We start from the raw sequence: 22,256 nt of genomic DNA on the forward strand, positions 1-22,256 counted from the left end.
CCGGCCCGGGCGCGGCGAGCGGGCCGGCGCTGAATCCCCGCCCAACGGGGACGGGGCGTCCTACCGGGTGATGGCCGTGAGGAGGTCCGAGATCGTGGCCCCCCGCCGCGCATCCGCCCCGTGTTCCAGCCGGTCGAGGATCTGCTCGAGGCCGAGCTGCAAGCGATGCAACTTGGATTTCTGGGCGCGCCCGATGCCGTACACGATTGCACCGGCGGACGATGCCCATCCCCCGCCAAGCAGGGCGGCGAGCCACGGGTATCCCCCGGGGATGATGACCAGGGCGGCCACAGCGACCGCCCCGGCGACGCCGACCCCGCCCACGGCGCCAGCTGCAATCGCGGAACCCCGGCGGGATTCCGCCAGGCTCGCGTTCAGGCTGACCAGGGAGCGGGTGGCGTCGATGGCGATCGCCGTGGCCCCGACTTCGTTGGCCCGGGTCAGCGCATACGGACGCCCGGAAAAATTGAGCCCCGCCTGCAGGGAGCCGATGAAGTCGCGCCGTGCTTCCCACGTCAGGCGCTCGCCGAACCGGCGCTTGGGGCGCAACAACTCCTCCCGCTGCATCCAGTCGTCGAGGCGGGCAAGGACCGCCGCCGGCGTCCCCGGTACGATGCGAGACGCAGCCGCCGTCGTGCCGCCGAACATCGCGCCGAGCATCCCGCGCTCCTCCTGCACCTCAACACGCGTGCGTTCCTCGGCGAGCGCTTGCCGGACATGTGAGGCACTGATCCCGACCTCCTGCCCGAGCGAGACGAGCTGCGCCTCACTCATGCCGTCCGAGGCGTCGAGGTCACCCACGTTCAGCTCCGCCGCGCGCGAGAGGACGCGCTCGATCGCCGCCCGGGTGAGGGGAATGGGAGCGTTGGAGGCAGCCGGGAGGTTCTCGTCAGGCATCGGTCAAATTCCGTTCAGGACCAGGTCGACCTGTCGCACCAGCGCCTGGTCGAGTGGCCCCGGCAGGGGAAAGATACGAACGAACTGTGCGGAAAGGTCGCCGCCGGGCGCCTGCCGTGCGGTCCGCAGGTAGTAGCGGCGATAGCCGTCCGCGAGATCCGGCGCGATGCGCTCGAGCAGGAGGGCGCCGGCACGCACCGCCGCGAGCGTGGAGAGACGCCCGGATTCGCCCGATTGCTGCTCAGCCGGTGTTGTGTGGTCGCGGACCACCTGGTTGGAAACGGTGCCGACCACCTCATGCGCCAGGACGAACAACGCATCGCGCGGATCGTCGGTGGCGGACGGAAAGGTGACCGCCACGAAGTGGGTGTCATCGCCCACGTCGATCGTGCGTCCCTCGGCGCCGAGGGGGAGGGCGAGCACCATGGTGCCCGACCGCTGGCCGCTGTACCGGAGGAACCGCTCGAACGCGGGGGCATGGGTGCTCCAGGCCGCGGCGACCTGGGTGCGCATCCCACCCCGTGCCGCCTGCTGCTGCGACCACCAGGTGCGATGAAATCGCGCGCGTTCGTCGTCGAGGGATTCGAGGAAGAGCCGCAGGAACTCCCGCTCCGCCGTCCCCGGGAAATAGGTCGCGAGCGTGGCGTACATCCGGACGGACTCCCGGTCGTAGGCCGCGCGCACGTCGCCATTGTCACGCAAGAATCGCAGGCAGCCGCGTCGCAGGTCCTCCCAGGAGCCGAAGTAGAGGGCCAGGAACTGCGCCGCCGCCAAAGACGGACTGCTTGCGTGGCGACGCGAAAGGACGAGCGCGTTCTCATCGAGGCGAGACGTGATGTTCCCCGTGCGCCTCGCTTGCGACGCCTCGGCCCGGTATCCCAGGCGGAACGTCGGAACCAGCGACGAATCCGCTGTCAGCATCGCGAAACCATGGAGCCACAGGTCCACATGTTCGCGGGTCTCCAGGCGCCACCCGCTCGGTGCGGCGGCATCGCGCCGTGGCGCGTTCTCTGCGGCGCCGGCGGGTCGCTGTTCCGTCGCCGGGGTGCTCGACACCACGACCGTGCGAGGAGCGCACGACGGCGCGCCGAGGAGCGCCGGGAGCACGAGGAGCCGACGAAGGGACATGGGGGCAACTACGGGCGTGTGAGCGAGAGGGTGTCAGCCCGCTGGTACACCACACGCCGTCGTGGCGTTCGGTCGGAGCGGCCGCATGCCGACCGAGCCCCCGCTCACTACGCTCCGTTCTCCCGCCCGCACGTGATGCAGAACTTCCACTCCACCTCAAGCTCGGTGCTGCATGCCGGGCAGTGCTTGATCGTGAGGTTGTGGCCGCACCCCGGACAGAACACCACCTCGCGCCCGTCCGGGAGTCCGGTCCCGCAGTAACGACACCCTTGGCCGGGTTTGGCAGGTTGGGGGACCGGACGGCTCACGGGCATGATCGTTCTGGGAGCAGCTGGTGGTGGGGCCGCGGAGGCCCGCGGAGGAGATACCGGCGGCGCTGAGGGTGCCGCAGCCGGAATGGCGGTCTCCGGGGGAGTTTCGACCGATTCCGTCGGTCGCGCAGCGATGACGAACTGGTCCTGGGGGGACGCCGTGCTGACCGATCGCGATCCCTCCGGCGTGGGGCGAAGCATGACGTCGCGCAGGGGGCCGGCACCGAGCCGCACCGCTGCCGCCGCAAACGCGCGATAGGCCGTGAGGTCGGGATTGGGAGACTCCAGCTCGGCGCGCAGCGCGTGCTGCATCTCCGGCTCACCCTCGAGGAACCCGCGCGATCCGGCGAGTAGCTGCAGCAGCGCGAGTTCGTACTCGTCGTTCGACGCGAAGCCGAGCGCCGACCGGTTCTCGCGGTAGGAGACGAGCTGCTGGTAGAGCTGGGCGACCTCGAACGGGCGCGTCAGCAGGTCGGGTGCGGACGCCCGCACGTTATGCACGAGCCGCCGGTACAGTCGTTCGCAGTCATCCATGGCAGTGGAGCTTAACGACATCATCGAGCGAACGCTGGAAGGGTCCAGGGCGTCCACAGGAGGAGGGGACGACCTACGGAGTGAGGACGTCGTGCCCGGGGCCGGGTAACGCCCTGGAGCTGCGAAACGCGTGTGCCTCGGGAAAAGGCTCCAGGCGTGACGCCTTCCTCGCGGCGGTGCGCGCGGCCAACCAGGCATCGAACCCCGCATCGACCAGCCCATCGGACGCGCTGAGTTCCGTCGCGGCCCGCACGGCCAGGTCATTCGCGAACTCGTTCTGGGCATGGCCCGCGTGTCCGCGAACCCAGCGCCACTCCACGTCGTGGCCGGACGCGGTGCGCACGGCTTCCTGCCAGAGGTCGAGGTTCTCGATGGCGCCTGTCTTGCGCTTCCAGCCTCGCCGCGCCCAGTCATGGACCCAGCGCGTCATGCCGTCCACGATATAGCGCGAATCGGTGGTGAAGACCACGCGGCATCGGTTGCCCTTGCGTGACAAGGCGCGACACGCCTCGATCACGGAGCGGAGCGCCATCCGATTGTTGGTGGTGGCCGGTTCCGACACCCAGAGGGCACGCCGCACGAGGGTGTCGTGGTGCGGGAACTCCACCAGGACACCGGCGCCGCCGGGGTTTTCTCCCTCCTTGCCGTTGCCGAGGCACGACTCGTCGGCGAAGACGGCAACCAGGGGGCGCAGGTCGGGGCTCAACGGATGACCTCGATGCGTTCGATTTCGTCGATCGAAAAGGACATGGGGTCGCCGGTCGATGGGTGGCGGGCGATGAGGATCTCGCGACCGGCATGGTACTCCAGTCGCTGCGCCACGATGATCCACGTGACGCCGCGTCGTACCACGGCGATGCGCTCTTCGCGGGTGACGGCGCGTTCCAGCAGGTCATACTGCGCGGGAGAGAATGCCATCAGGGCGCCGCGGTCCAGTCGAGCGCGAGCCGCGCGAGGGCATCCGTCGCGCGATCCACCTCGTGGAGCGAGATGTACTCCTCGTCGGCGTGGGCCAGCCCCATGTCACCTGGGCCGAAGCAGATCGCCGGAATCCCGGCCGCGTTGAGGAGCGCCGCATCCGTCCAGGCACTGACGCCCGTGAGCGGGCCGGGCTGTCCGGTGTCGCGAAGGGCGGCACCTAACGACGCAACGATTGGGGCGTCGGCCGCGACATCACTCGGCGCCTGAGTAAGGATGTGGCGCATCGTCACCCGGAGGTTCGGGACCTGTGCGCGGACGGTGTCGCATGCGCGCTCGAACTCGGCGAGTACGTCGGGCGTTGTCTCTCCGGGCAACGTGCGGCGCTCGATGCGCAGCACACAGCGATCCGGGTACGTCGACCACCCCGTGCCCCCGCTGATCGTCGCGGCATGCAGGGACGGCCGGCCGAGGAGCGGGTGGCGCCGTGCGTCGAGGACCGTCGCCTCGAGGTGTCCCAGCTCGCCGACCAGGGCGGCCGCATGGGCGATGGCGTCGACCCCGAGGTCATATCGGCTGCCATGCGCGGCAACACCTGAACACTCGAACTCTACCCAGGTGAAGCCGCGATGCGCCGGCCCGATCGTCAGACACGTGGGTTCCGTCACGATCGCCGCATGGGTGCGGATGCCGCTCGCGAGCAGCGCGCGTGTGCCGAGGCTTTCGTACTCCTCGTCGACGACAGCCGCGACGAGCAGGGGACCGGTGAGCTGCGGGGCAACACGAGCCGCCGCGGCGCACATCGCCGCCACGCCGCCCTTCATATCGGAGGTGCCCCGGCCGTACATCCGGTCCCCCGCGACCGAGGCGTCGAACGGGGGGTGCACCATTTGTCCCACGTCCACGACGTCGAGGTGTCCATTGAACATCAAGCTGCGGCCGGGGCCGTGCGACGGCCCGACGCGCGCGATCACGTTGTGGCGGTCGGGGGCGACCGGCTGCAACGTGACCGTCATGCCCCACTGCGTCAGGACCTCGGCGAGCCAGGTGGCCACCGGGCCTTCCCCCGGGGCGCCGGGGCATAACGACGGATTGCGTGAGTCGTAGCGCACCAGTCCCTGGAGGAGTGCGCGCGCGTCGCCGCGGGCGGGAAGGGTCATGTTGGCTGTTCCGTGACCGTGACGCCGCCGAGGTCCACGGCAAAGTTGAGGAGACGCCCCAGCGGGGCGATGGCCGTGCGGACGGCGTCGACCCGGCCCAGGGGGGCGAGGACAACGACGCACCCGCCGCCTGAGGCACCGAGGGCCTTGCACCCCCGCGCCCCGTGGCGCGCCGCCATGTCGACGATCGCGTCGATCTGGGGCGTGGTGATCGCGGGATGGAGTGCACGCTGGTGCACCCAGTGGTCCCGGACGGCATCGCCTAACGCGTCGAGGTCGCCCACCTCGAGGGCACCGGCCATGTCCGCTGCGAGCGCCCGCATGCAGAGCAGGGCGTTGGTTACCGGAGCCTCCTGCCGCGCGTACGCATCGAGCACGGCGGTGATGGTATCGCCGCTGATGCGCGACTGCCCGGTGTACACCACGAGGCATTGTGCCTCGATCGCGCGCCGCGTCGCCTCCGTGAGGGGAATGCGACGCACGTGCGTATTCGCCCCGAAGGTCAGGTCGAGCGCGCCGCCATGCGCGGCGGCGTAGTGATCCTGCCAGCCGCCCGCGATCCCGAGGTCCTCGATTTCTACTCCGCGACTCTCCTCGACGATGCCGCGAAGATCGGTTGTGGAGTGTCCCTGCCAGGCGCGGAGTGCCGCGACCATGGCGACCCCCACTGCAGAAGACCCGCCGAGGCCTGCTCCAGTGGGGAAGTCGCTCCGCAACGTGGACCGCACGCCAACGACTCCGAGGCGGCGCGTGGCCGCCTGGGCCAACGGCGAATCCGCGGCCGCACGCACGTCTGACGCGGCGGTCGGTGCCGCCGTCAGGGTGACGGTGGCGTAGCGATCGATCGCCAGGTTGCAGACACGTCCGCCGCGCTCGTCGCAGAACGGGGGGACGTCGGTCCACCCTCCGCCGAAGTCGATGCGGGTTGGCGCGCGTGCGGTGACGGTTCGCATGGGCTGGTAATGAAACGAATGGCGGCGTGTCGCGCGACACGCCGCCATTCGAACACCGTGCGTACCGTTGATCCTACTTCTTCTTTGGGGCCGCCTTGGCAGCAGGCTTCGCTGGCGCCTTGGCTGCTACCTTGGCCGCGGGCTTCGCCGGCGCCTTGGCCGCGGGCGCGGCCGTGGCCTTCGCAGGAGCCGCCGCCTTGGCCGCGGGCTTCTCGGCGGGCTTCTCTACTGCCTTCACCGCCGGCGCCTTTGTCGGGGCGGCCGCCTTGGGTGCTGCGGCTGGTTCCTTGGCCTTCGCGGGCGTCTTCACCGTCTCCGCCTTCTCTACTGGCTTCGGGCGCTTGCCGTGGGCTTCCTCGACGTCCCGGAGGAGCTTGGTCGCCTCCTCCTGTGACATCTGGCCGCGCCGGACCATGTAATTGACCAGGTCCCGGGCGCTCTCGATGGCGAACGCGGAGATGCCGGCAGCGGCCCCGACGACATCGCGCATCGCCGACGCCATCTTGCTCCCCGCTTCCAGGCTGATCTCGTGTGCCTTGGCCGCCATTTCGGCAACCGTGTCACGGATATCCTGCCCGCGATGGCCAGGGCCACGCTTGGGTGGCGGCGGTGCAACCGGCGCCGCCTCTGGGACGTCGCTTCCGGCTGTTTCGGGCGTCAAATTTTCGGACATCAATTTTGCTCCACGGCGCACGCGAGCCTGACTGGCTCGCACGCGCGGCGAGTGGCGGGGATGTGGGAGGCCCGACAGGCGAGGCCGATGCGCAGGCTGTCGAGCGCGCTAAGTATATGATTTTCCGCCGGATACGCAAGGCACTCGGATGCACTTTAGAGCTAGAATTGCACGCAGTTCCCGCTAGTCGCGATGGTGGCAACTGATACTTCATAGCAACACAATGGAGCCATAAATGCTTCACGGGATCAATGTTCTCGACCTAAGCAGAGTTCTCGCCGGACCGCTGTGTGGTATGGCCCTCGGTGACCTTGGCGCAAACGTCATCAAGGTCGAACGCCCAGGAACGGGCGACGAATCCCGGGGTTGGGGGCCTCCTTTTGACCCACGGGGCGAAAGCGCCTACTACCTCTGCTGCAATCGCAACAAGCTCGGTATCACCCTCGACCTGGATCACGCCACCGGACTGGAGCAGCTGACACGGCTTGCCGCCGGCGCGGACGTGGTCATCGACAACTTCAGGCGTGGCACGCTGGAACGCCGCGGCTGCCATCCGGAACAGCTCCTCGCCCAGCATCCCCGGCTCATATGGTGCACCTTGACCGGGTTCGGCCCCGAGTCTGCCCGACCGGGGTACGATTTCGTTGTCCAGGGCGAGGCAGGCTGGATGTCAATCACGGGGGATCCCGACGGGGCCCCAATGAAAGCCGGGGTTGCCCTCGTGGACGTCCTCGCGGCGAAGGACGCGATCATCGCTATCCTCGCAGCGTTGGCCGCCCGCGCTGTCGGTCCACTTCCCCCAGACCGTCGGCGACTCTTCGTCTCGCTCTACCACTCGGCGACCACCGCCCTGGTGAACGTCGCCCAGAACACGTTGGTCAGCGGCGAGCCTCCCCGTCGATGGGGGAACGCACATGCCAACCTGGTGCCTTATCAGTTGTTTGCTGCGCAGGACCGGGATGTGGTCATTGCCGTCGGCAATGACGGCCAATGGGCGGGGCTGTGCAGGGTTCTCGGCCTCCAGACATTGGCGACGGATCCAACGGTCGCTACGAACGCGGGTCGCCTCTCTCAGCGCCAACGCGTCGTCACCGCCATCGCTGGTGCGGTGGCCGGTCGCGTTGCGGATGAGCTCGTCGGTGCCCTGCTTCGAGTTGGTGTGCCGGCCGGCATTGTCCGGTCCGTTCCGGAGGCGCTCGCCGACGTCGATGCGAGCGCCCTGACGGGAGTAATGCCCCTAGCAGGGGGGGTGCCCCGTCGACCACCACCCCGCCTGGGCGAACACACCGCCGAGGTCCTAGCGCGCGGGTGGGCGGCCTTCGGTTCGAGTGACGCCGGAGCCACGTGACGCGGTGACCCCTCGTGCGTCACTGAGATGTGACGACGATTGCATACGCGCCAATCCCCTCTCTGGGACTGTCGAGACCGCGCAAAAGCGGTTATGCTGCCGCCGTGAAAATCACGGTGCCCGCCGCACTGGTCGACCCGATCGAGGCCGATCAGGAGATTATTTCGAGGGTTCTCGCTGGACACCGCGACGCCTTCGGGATTCTCATCCAGAGATACAGCGACCCGCTCTACCGACATGCCCTTGGCATGACCGGGAGTCCCGACGTCGCTGAGGACATCCTGCAGACCTCGTTCATCAAGGCGTACCATCACCTTTCCGAGGTGCGTGGACGGTTTGATGCCTGGGTCTTCCGGATCGTAGCCAATGGGTGCAAGGACTGGCTGAAGAACATTCGCCGGACCCACCTGAGCTATGAGGAAGATGACCAGCCCACCACGTACGCGACGCCGGAAGAGGAGCTGGACCGGTCGGAGCTGCGGATGGACCTGGACGGCGCGTTGTCACAACTCCCCGCTTCGCTCCGGGAGGCCTTCATCATGAAGCATGTGGAAGGCCGGTCGTACGAGGAGATGGCGGACTTGCTGGCAACCACTGTTGGGGCGCTCAAGATGCGCGTACACCGCGCGCGCGAGGCGCTCCAGGCACTCCTGGAGGAGAAGTACGCCTCATGACTGACTTCAATATTGAGCGTGGTGGTCGCGGCGATCGCGAGCGTCCCATGCGTCCGGCTGACGACCTGGGTGCCCTTGGAGATCGCGAGGTGCCCCTGGCGCCGGTTGCGACGAGCGACGTCATCAACAAGTGGCTCGATGGCGAGCTGCCGGAGCCTGCGAACCTGCGCGGCGATGCCGCCCGGTCGGTCGAGTTCTGGCGTCGCATCGGCGAAGAGACGGCCGTGCGTCGCCAGATGGTGACCCCCGCGCACGTCCAGGCGCAGATCATGTCGGAGATCCACCGCGTTGCCCCCACCCCGGCGACGGACGCGTGGTTCCGTCGTGAGGTGACCGTCAGCTCAACGGTGCTCGTCGGCGGTGCGCTTGGCCTGATCGCCCTCGGGGCCATCATCGCGCGGTTCATCGGCTGATTCGGCGGCAAACGACGCACGAGACGCGGGCCGACCCTTCCGGGTTGGCCCGCGTCTTCGCTTAACGGATGGCGATCAACACACAGCCGGTCGCAATCATCGCCACGCCAATGCGGCGCGGCCAGGTGATGCGCTCCCGGAGCACCGCCCATCCCAGGAAGACGCCCACGACAATGCTCAGTTGCCGCAGCCCGATCACCAGGCTCGACGTTCCCTGCCGGAGCGCGAGCAACGTCAGCCCGTAGGAGAGCATGTTCATCACGCCGATGCCGACGATGGCGCCGCGATGGGCGCGCCAGGTGGCCTGCCGGTCAGCCGTCGCCACGTTGCGCACGACCCAGCCACCGTACGCGGCGGCGACGACGACCGTATAGAGATACATGTAGGCAAATGGGGCCATCTCGCGCAGGGCCACCTTGTCCCACACCGTATACGTCGCCGTAAGGAACGCCGCGAGGACGGCGTACCCAATTGCCGGCTGCCGCATGGCCCCGGTGAGCGTGCGCAAGCCGCGTCGATCGAGCGCGGGAAGTTGCAGGACGACAATTCCTGCGACGATCAGCGCGAGGGCCGCCACGGACCGCGCGCCGAGTCGCTCGCCGAGAAACAGGGCACCGAGTACTGGGAGAAAGACCAGTGCAGCCCCGCGCGACACGGGGTACACGAGCGACAGGTCACTGCGTCGGTAGGCGGCAGCCAGCGCGACGTAGTTCCCCAGCACGCCGGTCGCGGCGACACCTACGAGGAGCGCGACGCGTGGCCAGGGTGGGAGTCCATCCTTGGCGGTCAGCAGAAAAAACGGAGCGAAGACCAGTGCCTCGGCCACCTTGGACAGGGCGACGACCAGTTGGCTGCCTCCCGCACGCTTGAGTAGCAGGTTCCACCCGGCGTGGAGCAGGGCCGATGCGGCAATCAGTCCAACCGCATCCGGATGCAGGGAGGGCTCAGCCACCCGCCACGCGGACAAACTTCACATTGCGGACGCGTCCGGCGAAGACGCGCAGCTCCGTGACGCGTCCCGAGGCATCGCGTACAAAACGTACGGTGCGCCCGCTGCCGGAAAATCCATCGTGGTAGCTGGGCGCCAGTGACTCAGGCGGCAGGTGTGCATACTGCAACACCAGCTTGCCATCCGTCGCACGGATCAGGTAGTCGGCACCCACCTCGGGCGACCGGTAGGTGCCCACGTAGTCCTCGAGGCGGATGCCGGTCGCCGCTGGCACGTCGGAGCGGCGGAAATCCCGGGAGCCCCCGTCCTCATCCATCACCGCGGCCTGCCGGTCGGGGCCTGAGCCGCGAAACGTGAAGGTAATCCCGTTGGTCGTTCGGAAACGCGCCGCTCCGGCTGGCTGGGCCAGGCTCGAACCGCCCGGCATACGGATCACCATCCCGTTGGCGCCGGCGATCACGTCGAAGACGTCATCCGTCGCTTCGTTTCGGTAGCGCCCTACCCAAGGGGTCGCGTCGGACGCGGAGGCTGCCGTTGGTTGGGGAACGGTGCGCGCTGACGGCAGGAGCAGGGACGCAATGCGGCGCGCGGCGGCGGTTGGGTTGGCGTCCGAGGCACTGCACCAGACCGCAATGGAGACGCCGTCGTCCGGAAAACGGGTCATGTAGGTCGAATACCCGGCAGTCGACCCGCTATGCGCGACCTCGCGTCGCCCTTGAAAAGTGTCATGCCGCAAGCCCAGGGCGTACGGGATCGTGACGCCCGAGGTCAATCGCATCCGTCCCTCGAGGGCCTCGACCAGTGCCTTGCCGCCTGGCACGGTTCCGGTGGTCAGGGCCTCGTTCCACTTGAGGAGGTCGGCCATCGTGGACAGGAGCCCACCGTTTCCGTACACATTGGTGAAGGGCATCAGGGTGGCGTATGTCCCGTTGAGCCGCCTCTGGTACGCGGTGGCACGACCGGCAACGATCCGCTGGTGATCGTCGCGCCACTCCGTATGGGTCATGTCGAGTGGCCCGAAGAGTCGTTCCTTCGAAAATTGCGCGAGGCTCTTCCCTGACACGCGCTCCACGATGATCGCCGCGAGGGCGTAGCCGGTGTTGCTGTAGAGGTACTCGGCCCCCGGGCGGAAGTTCAGCTCCTGCTGGCGGGTGACCAGGTGGAGGATGAGCGGAAGGGTGTGGACTTGCTGGCCCGGCGGATTCCCGGTCAGCGAGAGCAAGCCCCACTGGTCGCGCAGGCCGCTCGTGTGCGTGAGGAGGTTCCGGATCGTGATGGGGGCGCCGAAGTCTGGTACTTCCGGGAGGTGCGTCCGGATGTCGTCATCGAGGCGCAGCTTGCCGTCGAGCTGCAGGAGGACGATGGCGGCGGACGTGAACTGCTTGGCGACCGAGCCGGACTCCATGACGCTTCCTGCGCCTAACGGGACCCCGTACTCCAGGTTCGCCATCCCGTAGCCCTTGGTCAGCAGGACGCGTCCCCGCTGGCTGACTCCAACGGCGCACCCCGGCGTGGTAGTTGTCCACCGCGCAAACACGGAATCCACGCGAGGTTCGAACGCCGGGTCCGCCTGCGCCGTCGCCAACCGCGAGACGACCAGGGATCCCACAACGAGTGAGGTGATTAGCGCGGGCGTTCGTCGGGCCGGAGGCATGGCGGATGGAGGAAGGGACTCCCCAAGGATAGACGCCTGCGCGCGGGGCATCCACATTTGCCTGTGAACCCGCTCCGGCCCCGTCATGACTCGTGTCGTCCTCCGCCTGGTTTGGACCTGCCTTGCCCTGGCCTCGCCGCTCACGGCCCAGGTGATCCCGGCCTTTGACCTCGGCACGTCGCCCATCGCGCTCCAGGGCGACGTGCGGCCGGGCGCGTATGTCGCGTCGGCCGGGCGCCGCGCGATCGCCATGGGGACGGAAGACGGCCGGTTTGAGCTCTGGTCGTGGCCGCTCAAGTGGCTGCATGACTTCCAGCTTGAGTTTCGGGTGCCAAAGTACACGCAGCCGATCCCTGCCCGTGACGTGGCGCGCCATGTCACCGTACGACCCGAGGGCGTCACGATCGAATACGCGTACGAAACGTTCACCGTCAAGCAGACGGTGTTCAGCGCCCTGGATGCGCCGGCGGTGTTCATGCTGCTGGAGGTCGATGCCATCCGGCCCCTTGAGGTCATTGCGACCTTCCGGCCCGACATCCACTACGCGTGGCCGGCATCGTTAGGCGGCCAGTATATCGCCTGGAACGCGCCGGCGAAGGCCTTCCTGTTCTCCGAGAGCCGTCGGCAGGTCAATGCCTTCCTCGGCTCCCCGGCGGTCACCCGGGCCTCGGACGTGCCGGCGCACATGCTCACCGCCGCCCCGCCGCAGTTCACGATCGGTGTGGGGGATCGCACCCAGCAGTACACCGAACCACGCCTCGGGGAGCCCCCGGGCGGCAACATCAACCTGCACGAGGCCTTCATCCCGATCGTGATGGCCGGAGGGGAGATGTCACGCGATTCGGCGCGTGCCCTGTATGATCGGATGCAGGCGCCTGGGGCCGCGCAGGCGGAGTGGCAGCGGCGCGTCGCGCACTACGCTCGCCTGCGGGAGGCCACCATGCGCGTCACGACCCCCGACCCGCTGCTCAACGGAGCCTTCGAGTGGGCCAAGGTCAACCTGGACGAGTCGATGGTGTGCAACCCGGACCTCGGCTGCGGGCTGGTGGCCGGGTATGGCCACTCCGGCTCGGCGAGTGACCGGCCCGGGTTCGGGTGGTTCTTTGGCGGTGATGCGGCGATCAACTCGTTTGGGATGAGCGCTGTGGGCCAGCGCGACCTCGTGCGTGACGGGGTCTTTCGCTTCTTTGCGAAGTACCAACGCGCGGACGGCAAGATCACGCATGAGATCTCACAGGGCGCGAAGAAGGTCGATTGGTTCGGGGCGTATCCGTACGCGTTCTACCATGGTGATACCACCCCGTTCTGGGTGCTGGCCTTTGGGGAGTACTGGAAGCAAACGGCGGATACGGCGCTGGTCCGTGAGTTGTGGCCGAACGTGCGCAAGGCCTACGACTGGTCGAAGCGCGCCGATTCGGATGGAGACGGGCTCATGGAGAACCCGATCGCCGGGGCGGGCGCACTGGAGGTGGGCGACCTGCAAGTCGGCATTGTGTCGGACGTGTACCTCTCCGGAGTTTGGGTGGCCGCGCTCGATCGTTTCGCCCGGCTGGCCGACGTGATGCGCGAGCCTGCCTTGGCGAGCGAGGCACGGGCGATCCGCGCGAAGGCGTTGCGCACCATTGAGCAGAAGCTGTGGCTGCCGCAACTCGGCCAGTACGCCTTCGCGCTCCTGGACGGAGGCAAGATCAACGAGAACCTCACGTCCTGGCCCGCGACGGCGATGGCCTTTGACGTCTTTGACGCAACCAACGGCGCGCAGATGGCGTCCCGCCTCGCCGGCGCGGAGATCATGACCGACTGGGGCGCCCGTCCGCTGTCCGCCCGCAGCGCCTTGTTCGACCCGCTGCATTACAACAATGGAGCCGTCTGGCCGTTTGTCACGGGGTGGGTGTCCCTCGCCCAGTATCGCTATTACAACGCCCACGCGGGCTACTTCGCCCTCCAGGCGATCGCCCGAACCGGATTCGCCGATGCCCTTGGCCGCAATCCCGAGGTGATCTCGGGCCGCGTGTACAAGCCGCTGGACACCGCCGTGCCGCATCAGTTCTTTGCCACGTCCATGGTGCTCACGCCACTGGTGCGCGGGCTGCTGGGGCTCGAGGTGGATGCGCCGGCGGGACGGCTCACGCTCGCCCCTCGACTGCCCGCCCACTGGGATTCGTTGCGCGTGGACCAGATCGCCGTGGGGGACGATCGCCTCTCGGTCGTCATGCGCCGCCGGCGCGGGGTCATCTCCGCCGAGGTGTGGCGCACGGCGGGTGATGCGGGTCGCCCGATTGAGGTCACCTTCGCCCCAGCGCTCCCGTTAGGCGCGACGAACGTGCAATCCATGGTGCCGGGGGCGGGCCCCGTGCAGCAGTTCCCGGGCGCGGTCGTGCAGGCGTCCACCGCGCGGCTGCGTGAGCGCTTGCGGCTCGGCACCAGCTGGGAAGGTGGCATCGAAGTGGCAACGGCGACCGAGGCGCCGCGGATCGGTGCGCGATCCCGCGCGCTTCGCATCATCAGCGAGCGCCTCGTGGGCGGCCGACACGTCATCACCGTTCAGGGGCGTGCACGCGAAGGGTACCAACTGCGCCTGCGCGGTACGGCACCGATCGAGCGGGTGACCGTCGAGCCGAGCACGGCCAGTGTGGGGCCCCTGGCCCTCGCCCAGCCTGATTCGCTGGGCTGGCAAACGCTGCAGGTCACCTTTCCCGCGGAAGGCGCCGACGACGACGGATACGTCACCGTGACCCTCGTCATCGGGTAGGTCGAGGTCGGCGAGGTCAGGTGTAGGGGTGGGCCGGGGCGCGCGTGTCAGTTGCACGAACGCCCTGTAGGGCACGCAGCATCGTCCGTCACTTTGACCAGCACGCGTCCCCCGGCGTGCTCTTTCCGGGAGACCAACACCATGAAACGCTTCGCCTGCCTCATCGCCCTCGCCGCACTCGCTGCCTGCTCGAGTGACTCCACCGCACCCGTCACGACGGAGTCCTTGGACGATCTCTCCGTTGAATTGGTGCAGCAGTACGACGCGACCAGCGCGTCGGCCATGGATCGTGCGGGAATCGGCGGCTCGGAGTTTCCCGACAGCCTCAAGCTGACGGCGGATCAGAAGGCGCAAATCCAGTCGTTGCACGACGCGTACAAGGCGGCGAACCAGGCGGATCTGGCGGCGCTCCGCGCCATCGAGGTCGAAGCGCAGGCGGCGATCAAGGCGGGGAAGACGCGAGAAGAGGTCAAGGCTATCCTGGCGAAGGCGGAGCCGATCCTTGCCCGCCTCGCCACGGCGATGGCCAGGCTGCAGCGAGACATCTGGGCGGTCTATACGCCGGCGCAGCAGGCGTGGATCACGTCCAAGGGACGCGGCGACGCCTGCTCGCGAGATGTCCTCAAGAGTTTGACAGCTGAACAGACGCGACAGATCGCTGCCCTCAAGGCCGCCTTCGCCGAGTCGGTGAAGGGCCACCTCGCGACGATCAAGGCGGTGCACGAAGAGGCACGCGCGGCGGCGCAGGCCGGAGCGTCACGCGAGCAGGTCGGGGCCATCCTCCGGAAGGCCGATGCCGCGATGGACGCGATCAAGCAGGCAGAGCGGCGCCTCGCCGCCTCCATCATGGAGCTCCTCACCCGGGACCAGAAGAACAATGCCTGCCTGGTGCGCCTGTTGATCGGCGGCTGAGCGGGAACAGGATCGGGCGGCGTCTCTGGGGGGAGCGCCGACCCAACACGCACCCTCGGGAGCTTCGGCTCCCGGGGGTGTCGTGTTTTTTCGGCTATCGACCGAGCTGCGTCCGGTTGACGGCGTTTGCCAGGTCGCCGTTCGCGAGGCAGTTCCGGACGGCTTCGGCGATCTCGATGGCAACGTTCTGCTGGGCCTCAGCCGTGGATGCGCCGAGGTGTGGGGTCATGACAACGTTCGGGAGCGATCGCAGTGGGCTGTCCTTCCCCAGGGGCTCCTGTTCATACACATCGAGCGCAGCTCCGGCCAAATGACCAGACGTGAGGGCGTCCAGCAGCGCCTTCTCGTTGACGACACCACCGCGTGCCACGTTCAGGAGCAGGGCCCCCTTCTTCATGGTCGCGAGCTGGGCGGCCCCGATGAGGTTGGCGGTGGCTTCGGTGAGCGGAACGTGCACCGAGAGTACGTCGGCCTGCGAAATTACCTCCGCTAGCGGTGCCAGCCGCACGTCCAGCTCCATCGCCCGCTCCGGGGTGAGGTACGGGTCGTACACAACCACCTGCATGCCGAAGGCGCGAGCCCGCTTGGCCACTTGGCCGCCGATACGTCCCGCCCCGACGAGGCCGAGGGTCTTGCCGTACAGCTCAATGCCGTTGAACGACTTGCGGTCCCACTCGCCCGCCTTCATGGAGCGGTCGGCGGCCGGGACCTTGCGGGCCACAGCCAGGAGCAGGGCCATCGTGAGCTCGGCTGCCGCGATGGTATTTCCCGCGGGAGCGGTGAGCACCGGGATGCCACGTTCGCTGGCCGCGTCGACATCGATGGTGTCGACACCGACGCCCGCACGGCCGATGGCCTTGAGGCGATCGGCCTTCGCGAGCGAGGCGCGGGTGATCTTCGTGGCACTGCGCACCAGCACCGCATCGGCGTCCGCCATCGCGTTGGCGAGGTCCTCACCCGACAGGCCCGGCTTGACCACGACCGTGAAACGCGGATCGGAGGCAAGTGGCGCGAGGCCGTCGAGCGCGATGCTGTCGGCGACCAGGACCGTCCACGTCGCACTCATGCGGACATCACCTCGCCGAGGTGCTCGAGGACAACCTCAAGCTCGGCCAACGTGTGGTCGCCCATGTGACCAATACGGACCATGTCATCCTTGAGCTTGCCGTATCCGGACGCGATCACGAACCCGCGCTTCTTCATCTCGCTGACGATCGCGGAGCCAGGCTTGCCCTTGGGTGCGGTGATGCAGGTGACACCGGGGGCGCGATACCCTTCGGGGGCGTAGAGGGAAACCCCGAGGCGATCGCCATTCTCGCGCGTCCAGGCCCAGGTGCGTTCCGCCATGGCGGTGTGGCGTGCCCACCGAGCTTCCATGGTCTCGCGCTGGATGTGTGCCAGCTGCACGTCGAGGGCGTACAGGAGCGACACGGCCGGCGTGTTGGGCGATTGGTTCTTCTTCGTGTATTCCTCGAACTCCAGGAGGTCGAAGTACAGGCCGCGCCGCTTGCTCTCCTTGGCGCGGGCCATCACGCGGTCGTTGGCCGTGCAGAACGCGAGTCCGGACGGGAGGGCCAAGGCCTTTTGCGAGCCGGTGAGGACGTAGTCGAGCTCCCAGGCATCACTCTCGATCTGTCCGGCGCCCATGGACGACACGGTGTCGACGACGAGGACCACGTCACCGGCGGCGTGGACGGCCTTGGCGATGTCGGCAATCGGGTTGAGGACGCCAGTCGACGTTTCCGAGTGAACGACGGTGACGACATCGTACTTCCCACCCTTGAGTGCGTCGGCCACCATGTCGGGCGAGTGATACTGCCCGTAGGGAAGCTCGATCTTGTCGGCCGCGATCCCCGAATTCACGGCGGCCTTGTGGAAACGCTCCGAGAACGAGCCGTTCACGAGGCACAGCACGCGCTCGCGCACCGCGTTACGCACGCCAGCCTCCATGAGCCCTGTTGCGGACGACGTGGCGGTGTGGACGAGCCGCGTGGTCCGGAACACCGCCTGCAACCCGGTGAGGACGCGTCCCATGATGGCTTCGATATCCTTGCCACGATGGGCCATCATCTGCTGGGTCATGGCAGCGAGGACGTCGTGGCGCACCTCGGTCGGCCCCGGGAGGAAGAACTTCCCGAACGGCGGGGCCTTCACCCCTGGCTGGCTGGTTGGATCAACGGCGGTGGTCATGGACAGTGTGGGAGGTCAGGAGGCAGGACGGCAGATGACAGACGGCAGGACAACCGAATCGACTGGTGCGCACCACTAAATGTGCAGGGCGCGGCCCAGCACGGCGAGCGCGGCTTCCTTTGTTGTTTCGGACAAGGTGGGATGCGAGTGCACGGTGATCGCGATGTCCTCTGAAGATCCCTTGTACTCGAACGCCAGGACGACCTCCGCGAGGAGATCGGATACGTTGGGGCCGATCATGTGACAGCCGAGGAGTTCGTCGGTCTGCGCGTCCGCAAGGAACTTCACGAAGCCGTTGGTCTCACCCATGGTGCGCGCGCGACCGTTCGCCGAGAAGGGGAATTTCCCCGACTTGTAGGCTCGTCCCGTGGCCTTGACCTCGGCTTCGGTCAGTCCGACCGTGGCGACCTCGGGCCAGGTGTATACGACTGCTGGCATCGAGCGGTAGTGCATGTGTACCGGCTTGCCCGCAATGACCTCGGCGGCCACGACGCCCTCTTCCTCCGCCTTGTGAGCGAGCAGCTTGCCGCCGACCACGTCCCCAATGGCAAAGACACCGGGGAGGTTGGTGCGCATCTGGTCATCGACGACGATCTCACCGCGCTTTCCGAGAGCCAGCCCTAGGGCGGCCGCGTCGATCCCTCGCAGGGCGGGGCGCCGGCCAACGGACACGAGCACATAGTCGGCGTCGAGCGTTTCGGAGACGCCGTCTTTCTCCACGTGGATCCGTACGCGTTCCGCGGCGACGTCGGCCCCGGTGACCCGGGTCCCGGTGCGCAGCTCAAGACCCTGCTTGCGGAAGATGCGGTCGGCTTCCTTGGTGATGTCGTCGTCGTTGCCGGGGAGGATGGTCGGCATCAACTCGACGACGGTGACCTTGGCGCCAAGCCGTCGCCACACCGAGCCGAGTTCGAGGCCAATCACCCCGCCGCCGATCACCACGAGGTGCCGCGGCACCTCGGGAATCGTGAGCGCACCGACGTTGGAGAGCACCCGTCGCTCGTCGAAGCGCAGGAAGGGCAGCTCAATCGGTACGGACCCGGTGGCGAGGATGACGTGGCGTGCCTGGTACATCGTAGTGCTGCCGTCGTGGCCCCGCACCTCGACGACGTTGCCCGGCCGCAGGGTCCCGTGGCCCTTCGCCCAGGTCACCTTGTTCTTCTTGAAGAGGAACTCCACCCCTCGCGTGTTGGACGAGACCACCTCATCCTTGCGCCGCATCATCTGGGCGAGGTCGAATCGCAATCCGTCAAACGCGAGACCGTGCTCGTGGCCGTGCAGGCGAGCGTGCTCGTAGTGTTCGGAGGACTGGAGCAGGGCCTTGGATGGGATGCAGCCCACGTTGACGCAGGTGCCCCCAAGGGTGGCATCCGACTCGACGCAGACCGTGGAGAGACCGAGTTGGGCGGCGCGAATGGCTGCGACGTAGCCTCCAGGGCCACCGCCAAGGATGACGACGTCGGTTGTGATCGAGGACATCGGAAGGTGAGATGAGGACCAGGCCCGGGTTGGCAGGGACGCGGCAGGCCTGGCCGAAATAAAGCGGGTGTAGCCGCGCGAAGCGACCACACCCGCCCCCCACACCGCAGTGTTTCGCGGTGCCCCATCGGTTTGCCCGTCCGCAGCGACAACGCGCGGGCCGAGGTGTTACGCCGCCTTGTTGGCGCCGTCCGCCCGGCGGGCTGTGAAACGGCCGCTCCGGATGCTGTCCCGCCATCCGGGGAGCCGCGTATGAAACGTTCCGTCGAGGACTGTCCCGCGCCGCAGGCCCTCGAACACGGTGACGACTTCGGCGTCCTCGGCCGGATCGAAGTACGGACCAATGAGGGCGACGAACGACTCGTTCGCGGCCTCGAGCAGCTTAACTCCGGTCGGGGCGACGTGTGCAGTGACAAAAAACAGGAAGCGACCCGCCACCGCGGCGTCGTGAGACGCGTCGCGGAGCAACGTGAAGGGCTGCGGCGCGCCGTCGGGATCGATCATCTCGCCGCGCCACGTGCCGTTCAGCCCGGCGACCGCGGACGGCTTGCGCAGGTCAGACCGGCTGGCGGGAAGGGGCGTGAAAGCGAATCTGGGACTCATGGGTGGAAACCTCCGGACTTCCGTACGTGGCCCGGCGCCGCAGGGATTCAGCAGCCGCCAGGTTCACCAGCTTGGACGCCACTGGTGCCGGAAAGGTTTCCTGCGTGACCGCCCCGTGACGGGGCGGTCAGTCGATCGCCAGCAACGCCGGGTCTTCCATCAGTTCCTTGATGCGAACGAGGAACAAAACTGCCTGCTGGCCATCGATGATGCGGTGGTCATACGACAGCGCCACGTACATCATCGGCCGCACGACGACGGCACCATTCACGACCATGGCGCGATCCTGGACCTTGTGGAGTCCGAGGATGCCCACCTGCGGGAAGTTGATGATGGGTGTGGAGACCAACGATCCGAAGACGCCACCATTGGTGATCGTGAACGTCCCACCGGTCAGGTCGTCCATGACGAGCTTGCCATCGCGGGCCTTCTTGGCGACGGCGGCGATCGCCCGGGAGATGTCCAGCATCCCCATGGCGTCGGCGTTCTTGAGGTTGGGTACCACGAGGCCGCCTTCGGCGGCGACCGCGATGCCCATGTTCACGTAGTGGTGGTAAATGATGTGCTCGCCGTCGATCCGGGCATTCACCACCGGGTATTGCCGCAGCGCGAGGCAGGCCGCTCGCACGAAGAACGGCATCATCGACAGTTTGAACCCCTGTTCTTTCTCGAGCTTCGGGTTCACGCGGGCGCGGAGGGTCTCCACGGCCGTCATGTCGATCTCGTTGAATGTCGTGAGGTGCGCCGTCGCGTGCTGTGACTCCAACAGGTGTTCGGCGATCCGCTTGCGACGCGTGGTCATCTTTTCCCGCGTCTCACGGCCCACGGGTGCCGAAGCAGGGGCGGGAGGCGCAGCGGGCAGCGGGCGCAGCCGCAGGCGGAACCGGAGCCGACGCAGCCGCTTGTTGGCCGGCGGCAACATGGGTGACCACGTCCGGCTTGCTGACGACGCCGCCCCGCCCCGTCCCGGTGACATCGGAGAGGGCGACCCCGGCTTCAGTCGCCACGCGGACCGCCGCCGGGGAGGCCTTCACGGCTTCCACCGCGGGTGCCATAGCCGCGACGGGCGTCACGGCCGCAGGCGCTGGTGGCGGCGGTGCGGCGACGCTCGGCGCAGCGGCAACCGGCGGGGTCACGCTCCCGGCGGCTGCATTCTCATCGACCTCACAGAGCACGTCGCCGACCTTTACCACATCACCCTCGGCCTTGGCGCGACGCACCAGGACGCCGGCTTTCAGCGCGGGAACCTCGACCGTTACCTTGTCCGTCTCGAGCTCGACGAGCGTCTCCCCGGAGCCGACCCGATCCCCTTCCTTCTTGAGCCATCGGGAAATGGTGGCTTCGACGATCGACTCACCAAGGGGCGGGACGGCGATGGAGAGCATGCGTGGCTCGACGCGGTTCGAGGGGTGCAACTCATGGTGGTGTCATGAGTTGCGGCCCGAAGAATATAACCCGCACCCCGAGGCATGCGAGCGCTAACCATCTCCGCCCACGGTGGGGCCGAACAGCTGGTCTACCGCGAGGATCTCGCGCCGCCGGAGCTGCGCCGTCCCGACGATGTCCTGGTGCGCGTGCATGCGGCCGCACTCAACCATCTGGACCTGTTCATGTTGGGGGGATTGCCGCACATCACCATGACCCCTCCCTGGGTCATGGGGTCGGATGGGGCCGGGGTGGTGGAGGCCGCCGGTCCCGCGGCGGGCGTAACGCCGGGAGACCGCGTGATGCTCAATCCCGGGATGTCCTGTGGGACGTGCGAATACTGCCGGGACGAAGCGGATCCCCTCTGCCTCAGCTACGGCATTCTCGGTGAACACCATCCCGGCACGTTGGCGGACTACGTCGTGGTGCCGGGGCGCAACGTGGCCCGGATCCCTGACCACGTGCTGTTCACGGAAGCGGCCGCGCTGCCGCTGGCCACGCTGACGGCCTGGCGCATGGTCATGACCCGGGCGCAGGTCCGTGCGGGCGATGCGGTGCTGATTTGGGGGATCGGGGGCGGGGTGGCGCAGCAGGCCCTGCAGATCTGCAAGGGGATTGGCGCGCGGGTTTGGGTGACGTCGAGCAGCGACGACAAGCTCGATCGCGCACGTGCACTGGGCGCAGACGAGGTGATCAACCACTCGCGGGGTGACGTCGGTCGCGAGATCCGCGCGCGGACGGGCAAGCGCGGTGTGGATGTCGTGGTCGACAGCGTGGGCCAGGCGACCTGGAAACAATCGTTAGGCGCGCTCGGCAAGCGGGGGCGACTGGTGACCTGCGGGGGCACATCGGGACCGATGGTGGAGACCGACGTGCGGCGGCTGTTCTGGAACCAGTGGACGATCCTGGGGTCGACGATGGGGACGGCGCGTGAATTTGCGGCCGTTGCTGCGGAATTCTCCGCGGGGCGACTGCGGCCCATCGTGGACTCCGTGATTCCGCTGGCAGAGGGACGCCGTGCATTTGAGCGACTCGCGTCCGGGCAGCAGTTTGGCAAGGTGGTGGTAGACGTCCGGGGAGGAACCCCCGGGTGACCAGGGCGTGGCGGGCTCTCAACACCGCAAGGTCGGATGCCGCCCGTTCCTGGCGTTGTGCGACCAACCGGACCCTCGGCGTGGCGTGGTGGTGTCAGTGACGACCGAGCGTCCGTATACCACCGAGGAGGAGCAGGCCGTTCGCCGGGCCCGCGCCGAGGCCGGGACAGCGGCCTGCCCGCGTTGCGC

The 22,256-nt window shown here is 67.7% G+C and carries 20 protein-coding genes and 1 pseudogene; 6 read left to right on the plus strand and 15 right to left on the minus strand.

Annotation, left to right across the window (positions count from 1 at the left end):
• Nucleotides 1-60 precede the first annotated feature (60 nt).
• From IPK85_23615 to IPK85_23650, 8 genes are all read right to left on the minus strand, one after another.
• The gene (locus IPK85_23615; GenBank protein MBK8250356.1) at nucleotides 61-897 is read right to left on the minus strand and encodes a hypothetical protein; all 837 of its coding nucleotides are present in this window, start codon (nucleotides 895-897) and stop codon (nucleotides 61-63) included.
• Between the two features lie 3 nt (nucleotides 898-900).
• Nucleotides 901-2,025: a hypothetical protein gene (locus tag IPK85_23620; GenBank protein ID MBK8250357.1), complete on the minus strand. Its 1,125-nt coding sequence runs from the start codon at nucleotides 2,023-2,025 to the stop codon at nucleotides 901-903.
• A gap of 107 nt (nucleotides 2,026-2,132) precedes the next feature.
• Nucleotides 2,133-2,870, minus strand: a complete 738-nt coding sequence (locus IPK85_23625; GenBank protein MBK8250358.1) for a zinc ribbon domain-containing protein — start codon at nucleotides 2,868-2,870, stop codon at nucleotides 2,133-2,135.
• Nucleotides 2,871-2,943: 73 nt separating this feature from the next.
• Entirely contained in the window at nucleotides 2,944-3,576 is a 633-nt protein-coding gene (locus tag IPK85_23630; GenBank protein MBK8250359.1) for a ribonuclease HI, read from the minus strand.
• Nucleotides 3,573-3,788: a hypothetical protein gene (locus tag IPK85_23635; protein MBK8250360.1), complete on the minus strand. Its 216-nt coding sequence runs from the start codon at nucleotides 3,786-3,788 to the stop codon at nucleotides 3,573-3,575. The genes IPK85_23630 and IPK85_23635 overlap by 4 nt, the downstream gene beginning before the upstream one ends.
• The gene (locus IPK85_23640; protein ID MBK8250361.1) at nucleotides 3,788-4,948 is read right to left on the minus strand and encodes an ArgE/DapE family deacylase; all 1,161 of its coding nucleotides are present in this window, start codon (nucleotides 4,946-4,948) and stop codon (nucleotides 3,788-3,790) included. Before IPK85_23640 ends, IPK85_23635 begins: the two co-directional genes overlap by 1 nt.
• Nucleotides 4,945-5,901: a hypothetical protein gene (locus tag IPK85_23645; GenBank protein MBK8250362.1), complete on the minus strand. Its 957-nt coding sequence runs from the start codon at nucleotides 5,899-5,901 to the stop codon at nucleotides 4,945-4,947. Before IPK85_23645 ends, IPK85_23640 begins: the two co-directional genes overlap by 4 nt.
• A 73-nt stretch (nucleotides 5,902-5,974) precedes the next feature.
• Nucleotides 5,975-6,574 carry a hypothetical protein gene (locus IPK85_23650; GenBank protein ID MBK8250363.1) on the minus strand — a complete coding sequence of 200 codons (600 nt, stop codon included), beginning with the start codon at nucleotides 6,572-6,574 and terminating at the stop codon, nucleotides 5,975-5,977.
• A gap of 235 nt (nucleotides 6,575-6,809) precedes the next feature.
• Between IPK85_23650 and IPK85_23655 the strand changes: the two genes are divergently transcribed.
• From IPK85_23655 to IPK85_23665, 3 genes are all read left to right on the plus strand, one after another.
• Nucleotides 6,810-7,922 carry a CoA transferase gene (locus IPK85_23655; protein MBK8250364.1) on the plus strand — a complete coding sequence of 371 codons (1,113 nt, stop codon included), beginning with the start codon at nucleotides 6,810-6,812 and terminating at the stop codon, nucleotides 7,920-7,922.
• Nucleotides 7,923-8,026: 104 nt separating this feature from the next.
• Nucleotides 8,027-8,596, plus strand: coding sequence for an RNA polymerase sigma factor (locus tag IPK85_23660; protein ID MBK8250365.1), 570 nt, complete (start codon nucleotides 8,027-8,029; stop codon nucleotides 8,594-8,596).
• Nucleotides 8,593-9,009 carry a hypothetical protein gene (locus IPK85_23665; protein ID MBK8250366.1) on the plus strand — a complete coding sequence of 139 codons (417 nt, stop codon included), beginning with the start codon at nucleotides 8,593-8,595 and terminating at the stop codon, nucleotides 9,007-9,009. The genes IPK85_23660 and IPK85_23665 overlap by 4 nt, the downstream gene beginning before the upstream one ends.
• 61 nt (nucleotides 9,010-9,070) lie before the next feature.
• On the opposite strand, the gene IPK85_23670 is transcribed toward IPK85_23665, so the two are convergent.
• Both IPK85_23670 and IPK85_23675 read right to left on the minus strand, forming a co-directional pair.
• Complete coding sequence (locus IPK85_23670; protein ID MBK8250367.1) at nucleotides 9,071-9,961, minus strand: EamA family transporter; 891 nt, start codon at nucleotides 9,959-9,961, stop codon at nucleotides 9,071-9,073.
• Entirely contained in the window at nucleotides 9,954-11,612 is a 1,659-nt protein-coding gene (locus tag IPK85_23675) for a serine hydrolase (protein ID MBK8250368.1), read from the minus strand. Before IPK85_23675 ends, IPK85_23670 begins: the two co-directional genes overlap by 8 nt.
• 85 nt (nucleotides 11,613-11,697) lie before the next feature.
• Between IPK85_23675 and IPK85_23680 the strand changes: the two genes are divergently transcribed.
• Nucleotides 11,698-14,364, plus strand: a complete 2,667-nt coding sequence (locus IPK85_23680; protein MBK8250369.1) for a hypothetical protein — start codon at nucleotides 11,698-11,700, stop codon at nucleotides 14,362-14,364.
• A 141-nt stretch (nucleotides 14,365-14,505) separates the two neighbouring features.
• Complete coding sequence (locus IPK85_23685) at nucleotides 14,506-15,276, plus strand: hypothetical protein (protein MBK8250370.1); 771 nt, start codon at nucleotides 14,506-14,508, stop codon at nucleotides 15,274-15,276.
• A 94-nt stretch (nucleotides 15,277-15,370) separates the two neighbouring features.
• Here the strand turns inward: IPK85_23685 and IPK85_23690 are convergent, their stop codons facing one another.
• The 5 genes and pseudogenes from IPK85_23690 to odhB all read right to left on the minus strand — a co-directional run bounded on the left by IPK85_23690 (nucleotide 15,371) and on the right by odhB (nucleotide 20,933).
• The gene (locus IPK85_23690) at nucleotides 15,371-16,342 is read right to left on the minus strand and encodes a phosphoglycerate dehydrogenase (GenBank protein MBK8250371.1); all 972 of its coding nucleotides are present in this window, start codon (nucleotides 16,340-16,342) and stop codon (nucleotides 15,371-15,373) included.
• Nucleotides 16,339-17,466, minus strand: a complete 1,128-nt coding sequence (locus tag IPK85_23695) for an alanine--glyoxylate aminotransferase family protein (protein MBK8250372.1) — start codon at nucleotides 17,464-17,466, stop codon at nucleotides 16,339-16,341. Before IPK85_23695 ends, IPK85_23690 begins: the two co-directional genes overlap by 4 nt.
• Nucleotides 17,467-17,541: 75 nt before the next feature.
• On the minus strand, nucleotides 17,542-18,945 hold the full coding sequence (lpdA, locus tag IPK85_23700) for a dihydrolipoyl dehydrogenase (protein ID MBK8250373.1): 1,404 nt from the start codon (nucleotides 18,943-18,945) through the stop codon (nucleotides 17,542-17,544).
• Nucleotides 18,946-19,113: 168 nt separating this feature from the next.
• On the minus strand, nucleotides 19,114-19,548 hold the full coding sequence (locus tag IPK85_23705; GenBank protein MBK8250374.1) for a hypothetical protein: 435 nt from the start codon (nucleotides 19,546-19,548) through the stop codon (nucleotides 19,114-19,116).
• 127 nt (nucleotides 19,549-19,675) lie between these two features.
• A pseudogene (gene odhB / locus IPK85_23710) lies at nucleotides 19,676-20,933 on the minus strand (2-oxoglutarate dehydrogenase complex dihydrolipoyllysine-residue succinyltransferase).
• An 84-nt stretch (nucleotides 20,934-21,017) separates the two neighbouring features.
• Between odhB and IPK85_23715 the strand changes: the two are divergent.
• Nucleotides 21,018-22,067 carry a zinc-binding dehydrogenase gene (locus tag IPK85_23715; GenBank protein MBK8250375.1) on the plus strand — a complete coding sequence of 350 codons (1,050 nt, stop codon included), beginning with the start codon at nucleotides 21,018-21,020 and terminating at the stop codon, nucleotides 22,065-22,067.
• Nucleotides 22,068-22,256: the final 189 nt, after the last annotated feature.

This window comes from Gemmatimonadota bacterium (assembly GCA_016712265.1).
Classification (GTDB): Bacteria; Gemmatimonadota; Gemmatimonadetes; order Gemmatimonadales; family Gemmatimonadaceae; genus RBC101.

Coding starts and splice junctions, on each gene's coding strand:
- IPK85_23615 (MBK8250356.1), bottom strand. CDS start 897: ATGCCTGACGAGAACCTCCCGGCTGCCTCCAACGCTCCCATTCCCCTC.
- IPK85_23620 (MBK8250357.1), bottom strand. CDS start 2,025: ATGTCCCTTCGTCGGCTCCTCGTGCTCCCGGCGCTCCTCGGCGCGCCG.
- IPK85_23625 (MBK8250358.1), bottom strand. CDS start 2,870: ATGGATGACTGCGAACGACTGTACCGGCGGCTCGTGCATAACGTGCGG.
- IPK85_23635 (MBK8250360.1), bottom strand. CDS start 3,788: ATGGCATTCTCTCCCGCGCAGTATGACCTGCTGGAACGCGCCGTCACC.
- IPK85_23640 (MBK8250361.1), bottom strand. CDS start 4,948: ATGACCCTTCCCGCCCGCGGCGACGCGCGCGCACTCCTCCAGGGACTG.
- IPK85_23645 (MBK8250362.1), bottom strand. CDS start 5,901: ATGCGAACCGTCACCGCACGCGCGCCAACCCGCATCGACTTCGGCGGA.
- IPK85_23650 (MBK8250363.1), bottom strand. CDS start 6,574: ATGTCCGAAAATTTGACGCCCGAAACAGCCGGAAGCGACGTCCCAGAG.
- IPK85_23655 (MBK8250364.1), top strand. CDS start 6,810: ATGCTTCACGGGATCAATGTTCTCGACCTAAGCAGAGTTCTCGCCGGA.
- IPK85_23665 (MBK8250366.1), top strand. CDS start 8,593: ATGACTGACTTCAATATTGAGCGTGGTGGTCGCGGCGATCGCGAGCGT.
- IPK85_23675 (MBK8250368.1), bottom strand. CDS start 11,612: ATGCCTCCGGCCCGACGAACGCCCGCGCTAATCACCTCACTCGTTGTG.
- IPK85_23680 (MBK8250369.1), top strand. CDS start 11,698: ATGACTCGTGTCGTCCTCCGCCTGGTTTGGACCTGCCTTGCCCTGGCC.
- IPK85_23685 (MBK8250370.1), top strand. CDS start 14,506: ATGAAACGCTTCGCCTGCCTCATCGCCCTCGCCGCACTCGCTGCCTGC.
- IPK85_23690 (MBK8250371.1), bottom strand. CDS start 16,342: ATGAGTGCGACGTGGACGGTCCTGGTCGCCGACAGCATCGCGCTCGAC.
- IPK85_23695 (MBK8250372.1), bottom strand. CDS start 17,466: ATGACCACCGCCGTTGATCCAACCAGCCAGCCAGGGGTGAAGGCCCCG.
- lpdA (MBK8250373.1), bottom strand. CDS start 18,945: ATGTCCTCGATCACAACCGACGTCGTCATCCTTGGCGGTGGCCCTGGA.
- IPK85_23705 (MBK8250374.1), bottom strand. CDS start 19,548: ATGAGTCCCAGATTCGCTTTCACGCCCCTTCCCGCCAGCCGGTCTGAC.
- IPK85_23715 (MBK8250375.1), top strand. CDS start 21,018: ATGCGAGCGCTAACCATCTCCGCCCACGGTGGGGCCGAACAGCTGGTC.